Raw genomic sequence first — 7991 nt, 5'->3', positions numbered from 1 at the left:
CCAACGCACCGCGGCACTTCAGCACGCGCAGGCGATGCGGCGCGGTTTCGATCGCGATGCGCAGCGGCGCGGGCGAAGGATTCAGCGCGGCATGCGCGTCGCGAAACGCGAAGCCCGGCGTGCGTCCGGTTTCGGCCGCCACCTGCAAGCGTCGCAATGCGCGGTCGTCGGCCTTCTGCGGCCAGCACAACACCGCCGCGCACGCACCCGAGCGCAGGCATTGTTCGGCGGCCCACAACGCATCGCGCGGATTGGCGTCGATCACCTGCAAGGCTTCGTGACGCAAACCTGCGGCCTGCCACGCTGGTGCATGCGCGCGATACGGCGGCGCGACGAGCGCAATGATGCTGCCGTTGCCTTGTGCCAACCGTGCGAGCGCGGGCCACACCAGGCGCAATTCGCCGACGCCGTCGGCGGGCAGGAGGATTTCGCTGAGCGCCGCCGACGGCCAGCCGCCGCCGGGCAGCATCGCATCGAGCGCAGCCCATCCGGTGGCGATCGCATCGACCGGTGCCTGCGTCGCGGGTTGCCCGCGCCAGACACGCCGCGCGGCCAGCAGGCCATCGAGGGCGACGACCGCGCTCATGCGCGAAAGCCCCGATCAGGCGAAGGCGAAAGACTGTGGAAGAGAGAGAAACGTCGCATGGTTAGTAGCAATACTAACACCGGCGACGGGAAGTTGAAGCGGCCGTGGCAACGGACGTTCCGCTATGAAATCAACAACTTAACAAAACCTCACAGCAGGATCGGCGGCTCTCCCCCCACGATCACCACGTCCGCTGGGCGCCGCGCGAACAGACCCACCGCCACCACGCCCGGGATCTGGTTCAACTCGCGCTCCAGGCCAACCGGGTCGACGATCGACAGCCCGTGCACGTCGAGCACGACGTTGCCGTTGTCGGTGGTGACGCCATCGCGCCACACCGGCTGGCCGCCAGTGCGCTTGAGGATCTCGCGCGCGACCAGGCTGCGCGCCATCGGGATCACCTCGACCGGCAAGGGAAACTTGCCGAGCACATCGACGCGCTTGGCCGGATCGATGATGCAGACGAACTTCTCGCTCGCCTCGGCGATGATCTTCTCGCGCGTGAGCGCCGCGCCGCCGCCCTTGATCAGGCGCTTGTGCGTGTCGCACTCGTCGGCGCCGTCCACGTACAGCGACAAGGGCCCGGTCGCATTGAGGTCGAGCACTTCGATCCCGTGCGCGCGCAAGCGTTGCGTGCTCTGTTCCGAGCTCGACACCGTGCCCGCGATCCGGTCCTTGATGCGCGCGAGCGCGTCGATGAAGAAGGCGACGGTCGACCCCGTGCCCACGCCGACGATCATGCCGTCCTGCACGTACTCGATCGCCTTCTCGCCCGCGAGTCGCTTGGCTTCGCTCATTTGCGTTCCAGTTTCAGAAGTTGCTTCCACTGCGCGGCGGTCACCGGCAGCACGGACAAACGGTTGCCGCGGCGCACGAGCGCGAAATCCTCGCCGAGGTCATCGGCATGCGCCTTGATGTCCTCGAGCGTGATCACCTGCGCCAACTTGCGCTCGAACGCCACGTCCACGAGCGACCAGCGCGGTTCTTCGCGCGTGCTCTTGGGGTCGTAGTACTCGGACTTCTTGTCGAACTGCGTCGGATCCGGATACGCCGCGCTCGCCACCTTCGCCAGGCCCGCGATGCCCGGCACCGCGCAACTGGAGTGGTAGAGGAACACGCCATCGCCCGGCTGCATCGCGCGCATGTGGTTGCGCGCCTGGTAATTGCGCACGCCGTTCCAGGGTTCGACGCCCACGCGTTCCAGATCGTCGATCGAGAACGTGTCGGGCTCGGTCTTCATCAACCAATAGCGGCGCGGGGGGCTCATGGGGCAGGCACCGGATCGAAGAGATGCGTGTCGGTTTCGCTGCACAGCGCATCGAGCGGCATGTCCCAGGGTTGCGGCGACACGGTTTCGACTTGCTGCGCGGCGAATGCAGCGCCCACCAGGTGCGGCAGCGCGGCATGGTCGCGGCGGAATGCGAAGGTGCGATCGTACCAGCCGCCTCCCATGCCCAGGCGATGCCCGTGCGCGTCGAACGCGACGAGCGGCACGACGACGAAGGCCATGGCATGCGCCGGCAACAAGGCCGAATGCGGGACGTCGGGTTCGGGAATGCCGTGCTTGTTCGACACCAGCGCCGCACCGCCGCGCCATGGCGCGAAGCGCAGCAGGCCGTCTTCGTGCAGCACCGGCAGGCAATACGTGCAACCGCGCGGCAGGCGCAGTTGCCAGGACGACAATGCGATTTCGCCGTCCATGGCCCAGTAGCCGGCGACATGGCCGGAGACGGGTGCGAAGGGAAGCGAAAGCAGGCGATGGGCGAGCGCATCGGCTGCGGCGATCCGCGCAGGCGCGGGAATCGCGCGACGCTTCGCGCGGAGTTCCCTGCGGAGCGTGTCGCGCGAGAACGTCATGGAAAAAGAACATCCTCCGCCGTGAAGATGCGCGCGAAACGACCTTGAACCCGAGGTTCAAGTGGGAACGTTTGGCGACCTTCGGGCTTCCCGCTCATGGCGGACTTGCACACCCGGTCTCCGCTACATCCCCGGTGTCGTCTTAAAGGGACAAGGTGAATGTTTGCGCGCGCCGTCGACACAGCAGAGGACGCGAGGCGAAGTATAGCGCCGCGGTCGAAACGCGAAAGTCCGTTCGTCGGTCGAAACATGGCGGGGATTCAGGTGTGGACGCGATGCGTTTGGAATTCCGTGCACGCCGTCTCGACATCGGGCCTGCGCGTCGTGCAGGTCAGGCCGGCGGCGTATCGAACAGATCGTCGAGGCGGCGTTGCAACGCGCCGACCGTTTTCGACACTTCGCGGTCGAGTCGTTCGCTGTCGCCGCGCACTTGCTGCAATTCGTGCGCGAGGTTGAGCGCGGCGAGCACCGCGATGCGATCGACACCGGCCATGCGGTTGCTGCCGCGGATCTCGCGCATCTTCGCGTCGAGCAACTTCGCGGCCGCCACCAGGCTGTCGCGTTCGTCGGGCTCCACGCCCACGGTGTATTCGCGATCCAGGACGCGGATGGTGACCGGCTCGCTGACCTTGCTCACGTGTGCTGCTCCAGCGACTTCAAGCGCGTGATCATCGCTTCCACGCGCGAGCGCGCCTGTTCGTTCTTCGCGAGCAACTGTGCGCGCTCGCCCGACAGTTGTTCCTGCTGCGCGCGCAAGCTGCGGTTTTCTTCGGTCAGCCGCTGCGCGAGGGCGGCGAGCTGCTCGATGCGCGCGGCCAGGGCCTGAAGCTGAGCGAGGGTGTCGGCCGTGTCCATTGCCTGAGGTTAGGCAGCGTGCGGGGGGTGGTCAAGGCGCACGTGCGGGAACGCGCCCTTCACGGCAGGACGGCGGCATCGAAGTCGGGCGCCCAGGTCCGGATCAGCCCGAGGCAGCGGTGTGCGTCCAGCGGCGGGGAGAGCCAGTAGCCCTGGATCTCGTCGCACCGGTGCGCGCGGAGGAACGCGACCTGCGCTTCCTCTTCCACGCCCTCGGCCACCACGTTCAGGCCCAGCGAGTGCGCCATCGAGATGACCGTGCTGGTGATCGCCTCGTCGTCGGCGTCGCGGGTGAGGTCGCCGATGAATTCCTTGTCGATCTTCAGCGTGGTGATGGGCAGGCGCTTGAGGTAGGCCAGCGACGAGTAGCCGGTGCCGAAATCGTCGACCGCCAGCTGCACGCCCAGTTCGCGGATCGCCTGCAGGGTCACCGCGGTCTGCGCGGCGTTGGACATCACGACGCTTTCGGTGAGTTCCAGTTCCAGGTACTCGGCGGGCACGCCGGTGTCTTCCAGTACGCGCGAAACCACCGCCGGCAGATCGCCGCGCAACAGCTGCAGCGCCGAAACGTTCACCGCCATCGTCAGGCGGTCCAGGCCGTGGGCGCGCCAGCGCTTGAGCGTGTGGCAGGCTTCGCGCAGGGCCCATTCGCCGATCTCGAGGATCAGCCCGCTTTCCTCGGCCAGTGGGATGAACTGCGCCGGCGGGATCTCGCCGTACTCCGGGCTCGTCCAGCGCAGCAGCGCTTCCACGCCGGTGATGCGCGCCTGCGGCAGCGACAACTTGGGCTGGAACACCAGGCGCAACTCGTTGCGATCGAGCACCTTGCGCAGCGCCGCGGAAATGGTCGCGCGGCGGCGGATCGCGATCTCCATCGACTCGGTGTAACGCATGTAGATGCGGCGCCCCGCGGCCTTGGCCTGGTACATCGCGGTGTCGGCGTGCTTGAGCAGGTCGGTGGGCACCGCCGCGTTGTCGGGATACAGGCTGATGCCGATCGACGGGGTGATCGCGACATCCTGCGTTTCGTCGATGTCCAGCGGCGCTTCGAACGCGGTGATGATCTCGCGCGCGATCTTCTCCGCTTCCTCCGGCGTGTCGATGTTCTCCAGCACGACGGTGAACTCGTCGCCGCCCAGGCGCGCGACCGTGTGCTGCGGCCCCACCGTCTGCTGCAAACGCGCGGCGGTGGCGCGCAGGATGCGGTCGCCGGCGGCGTGGCCCAGCGAATCGTTGATGTCCTTGAAGCGATCCAGGTCGAGGAACAACACCGCGATGCGGCTTTCCTGGCGACGCGCACGCACGATCGCGCGCGACAGGCGTTCGGACAGCAACGCGCGGTTGGGCAGGCTGGTCAGCGTGTCGTAGTTGGCCAGGTAGCGCAGTTCCTGTTCGGCGCGCTTCTTGTCGGTGATGTCGGTGAACACCGCGACGTAATGGCTGCGCTGGCCGCCGGCATCGAGCACCGCGCTGCTTTCGATCCAGCACAGGAATTCCTCGCCGTCCTTGCGCTGCTGCCACATCTCGCCGCTCCAGCGGCCGTTGCGTTCCACTTCCGCGCGCGTCTGGCGATAGAAGTCCGGATCGTGTTGCGCGCTGTCGAGCAGGCTCGCCGAGCGCCCGATGACTTCCGAATCGCTGTAACCGCTGATGCGGCTGAAGGCGGGGTTGACCGACACGAACTGGAAATCCCGATCGAGCACGGCCACCGCTTCGGACATGCTGCGCAGCACTTCGCTCGCGATGCGGCGTTCGCGTTCGGCGGTGCGGCCGGCGGTGATGTCGCGCGCGGTGCCGGCCACGCGCAGGGCGCGGCCGTCGGTACCTTTTTCGACTACGCGGCCACGCGCGCGCACCCAGGTCCACGCACCGTTCGGCCCGCGCACGCGATGTTCGGAGAGGAACAACGAGGTCTTCCCGCGGATGTGGTCCTTCAGGCGTTCGAGCACGCGCGGCAGGTCGTCGGCGTGGATTTCGTGGCGCTGGTCGACATCGGTCTGCACCGCGATGCCGCGGCGCGCATCTTCGCCTTCGGCGGTGCGCATGCTGCGCATCTCGCGGCGCGCCAGGTCGTAGTCCCAGAACATCTCGCCCGAGGCCCACAGCGCGAGTTGCAGGCGTTCCTCGCGATCGCGGATCTGCGCGAAATACTCCTTCTCGCGCCGACGGCGCTGCACGATGAGCCACGCGATCGAACCGATCAGCAACAAACCCGCGATCAGGTAAGCAAGCAGCGCGAGCGGATGGCGCCACGCCGGCGGCGCCACGTGCACGGGCAGTCGCAGCATCTGCGTGTTCCACACGCCGTCGCGATTGGTCGCCTGCGCGAGGAATGCGTAATCGCCCGGCGGCACGCGCGTGTAGGTGACTTCGGGGATCGCGCCGTTGTCGATCCAGTCGCTATCGAAGCCTTCCAGCTTGTAGCGATAGCGGATGTTGCCGCCGTCGGCGAAGTCCAGCGCACCGACGCGCAAGCGCAGCATGCCTGCATTCGGCGGCACGTCGATGCGCGTGGCCTGCCACGTCAGGTCCTCGTCGGTCACGCCGGCCGTACCGAAGCGCGCCGTCAGCAAACGCACCGGCGGCATGTAGGGGGTGTCGTGCACCATGCGCGGATCGAACACGTTGAGCCCGCGCACGCCGCCGAACAGCAGGCGCCCGTCGCGCAACTTCAGGGCCGCGCCGCCGTTGAATTCCAGGTCCTGCAGGCCATCGGCCATGCCGAAGGCGCGCACCGTGCCGTGCGCGGGATCGAAGCGCATCAGGCCCGCGTCGGTGCCGAGCCACAGCAGGCCCTGCGGCGACTCGGCGATCGAGAACACCACCGGCACCGGGCGCGACCCAAGGGCGGCGTCGAGCGGATGGTCGAACAGAATGTCGTTGCCCTTTTCGACGACGCGGCTCAGGCCCGAATGCGTGCCGACCCAGATCGTGCCGTCGGAGGCTTCGAGCACCGCGCGCACGAGGTTGCCGGCGAGGCTGTGCGGTGCATCGGGTGCATGGCGGAACACGCGCATGCGGCCGGCGGCGGGTTCGAGCAATTCCAGGCCATCGCTCGAACCGGCCCACACGCGGTGGTTCCGGTCGATCGTCACCGCATGCACGGTGGACGGCTCGGGCGAATTGCCGGCCGCCATGTACGCACGCACCCGCCCGGAACCCGGATCGAAGTGCAACACGCCGCGCAATTGCGAACCCAGCCACAAGGTGCCGTCGTCGTCGCGCGCGACGCTGCGCAGTTGCACGCCGGGAAAGCCCGCCAGCGGAACGGCGGAGATCGTTCCCGCCTGCGTGTCGACCAGGCCCAGGCCGCGCGTCGTCGCCATCCAGAGCTTGCCCGCATCGCCGCGCGCGAAACCCATCGCGCGCAGCAGCAGGCCCGGCTCCGGGAACGCCTCGGCGAAACCTTCCACCGGCGCCAGCGCATCGCCCTGCGCATCGGCGCGATACAACTCGCCGTTGTCGGTGCCGAACCACCATTGGCGCGCATCGTCCTCGACGATCGCCCGCACGCTGTTGCCCGCCACGCCCGAGGCGAAGTTGCGCGGCTCGCCACCGGCGAGATAACGGAAGCGCGTGCCGAGCGGATCRGTCACCGACGGCCCGCGGAATTGCCCGCCGACCCACAGCGCGCCGCCGCGATCGATCATCAGCTTGCCGATCGAACTTTCGGGCAGCGCGCCCTGCATCCAGTTTTCGCGCAGCGCTTCGACGTGGTTGCCGTCGGTGTCGAGGCGACGCACGCCATCGCCGAACACCGCGATCCACAAGCGGCGATCGGGCGCCTGCACGATCGCGTGCACGTCGGTGTTCGTTTCACCCTCCGCGCCGGGCCACACGCGCATCAGCGCGCGGCCGTCGTCGCGCAGGCGGAACAGGCCATCGGGGCGGCCGACCCACAGGCGTCCATCGCGATCGAAAGCGATCGCACGCACCGTGGCTTCGTCGATGCGTTCGGCGCCGCCGCCGGGGCCGAAGCGATACAGGCCGCCGGCGCTGCCGAACCACACCGCCCCGTCGCGATCGCGCAGCAGCGTTTGCCAGGGCGAAGGCGCGACGATGCGCGGATCCAGCGTCAGCAGGTCGGTGCTGCGCCCGGTCTTGGGATCGAAGCGCAGCAGCCCGCCCTGCGTACCGACCCACAACGTTCCGTCGACCGGCAGGATCGCGAGCACCTGCTTGCGCGGCGAGCCCGGCAGCGCGGTGCCGCCGTCGATCGCGAACCGCTTGATCCGACCGTCGTGCAGGTCCAGCCGCGCGATGAATTCCGAATACGTGCCCACCCACATCGCATCGCGCCCTTCGACCGCGAGCGCGGTGACATAGCTGTCGGGCAGGGACGCCGGATCGCGCGGGTCGTGGCGGAAGAGGTGGTAGCGCTGGCCGTCGTAACGATGCAGGCCGCCCTGCGTGCCGACCCAGACGAAGCCTTCGGCATCCTGCGCGAACGCGGTGACGGTGTTCTGCGCCAGGCCGTGTTCGCTGCCCAGGTTGCGGAAGTGGAAATCGCGCGTGGCCGCCCACGACATGCTCGCCGGCAGGATCAGCGCCAGCGCGAGGGTGAACAACACAACCGCGACGCGCTCCCCGGCGCGGGCGGACGAACGAAGGATCTGCAGGCGCACGGGCTCCGCATCCCGGTGGCTTCAATCGCAGTGTGGGGCCAACGGCCGCCGCGGCGCAAACCAAGCGG

At 68.2% G+C, this 7991-nt stretch carries 7 protein-coding genes and 1 other RNA gene; all 8 read right to left on the bottom strand.

The window, feature by feature from the left end; genetic code table 11:
- The coding region (gene imuA, locus AC1DOM_RS06125; protein WP_498961238.1) for a translesion DNA synthesis-associated protein ImuA at nt 1–586 on the bottom strand (586 nt) is incomplete at its 3' end.
- Nucleotides 587–735: 149 nt separating this feature from the next.
- Nucleotides 736–1383 carry a ribose-5-phosphate isomerase RpiA gene (gene rpiA / locus AC1DOM_RS06120; RefSeq protein WP_498961236.1) on the bottom strand — a complete coding sequence of 216 codons (648 nt, stop codon included), beginning with the start codon at nt 1381–1383 and terminating at the stop codon, nt 736–738.
- The gene (locus AC1DOM_RS06115) at nt 1380–1853 is read right to left on the bottom strand and encodes an EVE domain-containing protein (protein WP_498961234.1); all 474 of its coding nucleotides are present in this window, start codon (nt 1851–1853) and stop codon (nt 1380–1382) included. Before AC1DOM_RS06115 ends, rpiA begins: the two co-directional genes overlap by 4 nt.
- Nucleotides 1850–2443, bottom strand: coding sequence for a 5-formyltetrahydrofolate cyclo-ligase (locus AC1DOM_RS06110; protein WP_498961232.1), 594 nt, complete (start codon nt 2441–2443; stop codon nt 1850–1852). The genes AC1DOM_RS06115 and AC1DOM_RS06110 overlap by 4 nt, the downstream gene beginning before the upstream one ends.
- A gap of 9 nt (nt 2444–2452) precedes the next feature.
- A non-coding RNA gene (ssrS, locus tag AC1DOM_RS06105) (6S RNA) lies at nt 2453–2636 on the bottom strand.
- A gap of 138 nt (nt 2637–2774) precedes the next feature.
- A complete protein-coding gene (locus AC1DOM_RS06100) occupies nt 2775–3080 on the bottom strand; it encodes a cell division protein ZapA (RefSeq protein ID WP_498961230.1) in 306 nt (101 codons plus the stop codon).
- Nucleotides 3077–3298, bottom strand: a complete 222-nt coding sequence (locus AC1DOM_RS06095) for a TIGR02449 family protein (RefSeq protein WP_498961228.1) — start codon at nt 3296–3298, stop codon at nt 3077–3079. The genes AC1DOM_RS06100 and AC1DOM_RS06095 overlap by 4 nt, the downstream gene beginning before the upstream one ends.
- A 59-nt stretch (nt 3299–3357) precedes the next feature.
- Nucleotides 3358–7923 (bottom strand): EAL domain-containing protein, encoded by a 4566-nt coding sequence (locus tag AC1DOM_RS06090; RefSeq protein WP_498961226.1) that lies wholly within the window; start codon nt 7921–7923, stop codon nt 3358–3360.
- Between the last annotated feature and the right edge of the window lie 68 nt (nt 7924–7991).

The organism is Lysobacter sp. P5_B12, assembly GCF_056400425.1.
This window is presented reverse-complemented; position numbering and strand designations above follow the sequence as displayed.

Excerpts from the sequence above, each read along its gene's own strand:
- rpiA (WP_498961236.1), bottom strand. The coding sequence starts at position 1,383 with ATGAGCGAAGCCAAGCGACTCGCGGGCGAGAAGGCGATCGAGTACGTG.
- AC1DOM_RS06115 (WP_498961234.1), bottom strand. The coding sequence starts at position 1,853 with ATGAGCCCCCCGCGCCGCTATTGGTTGATGAAGACCGAGCCCGACACG.
- AC1DOM_RS06110 (WP_498961232.1), bottom strand. The coding sequence starts at position 2,443 with ATGACGTTCTCGCGCGACACGCTCCGCAGGGAACTCCGCGCGAAGCGT.
- AC1DOM_RS06095 (WP_498961228.1), bottom strand. The coding sequence starts at position 3,298 with ATGGACACGGCCGACACCCTCGCTCAGCTTCAGGCCCTGGCCGCGCGC.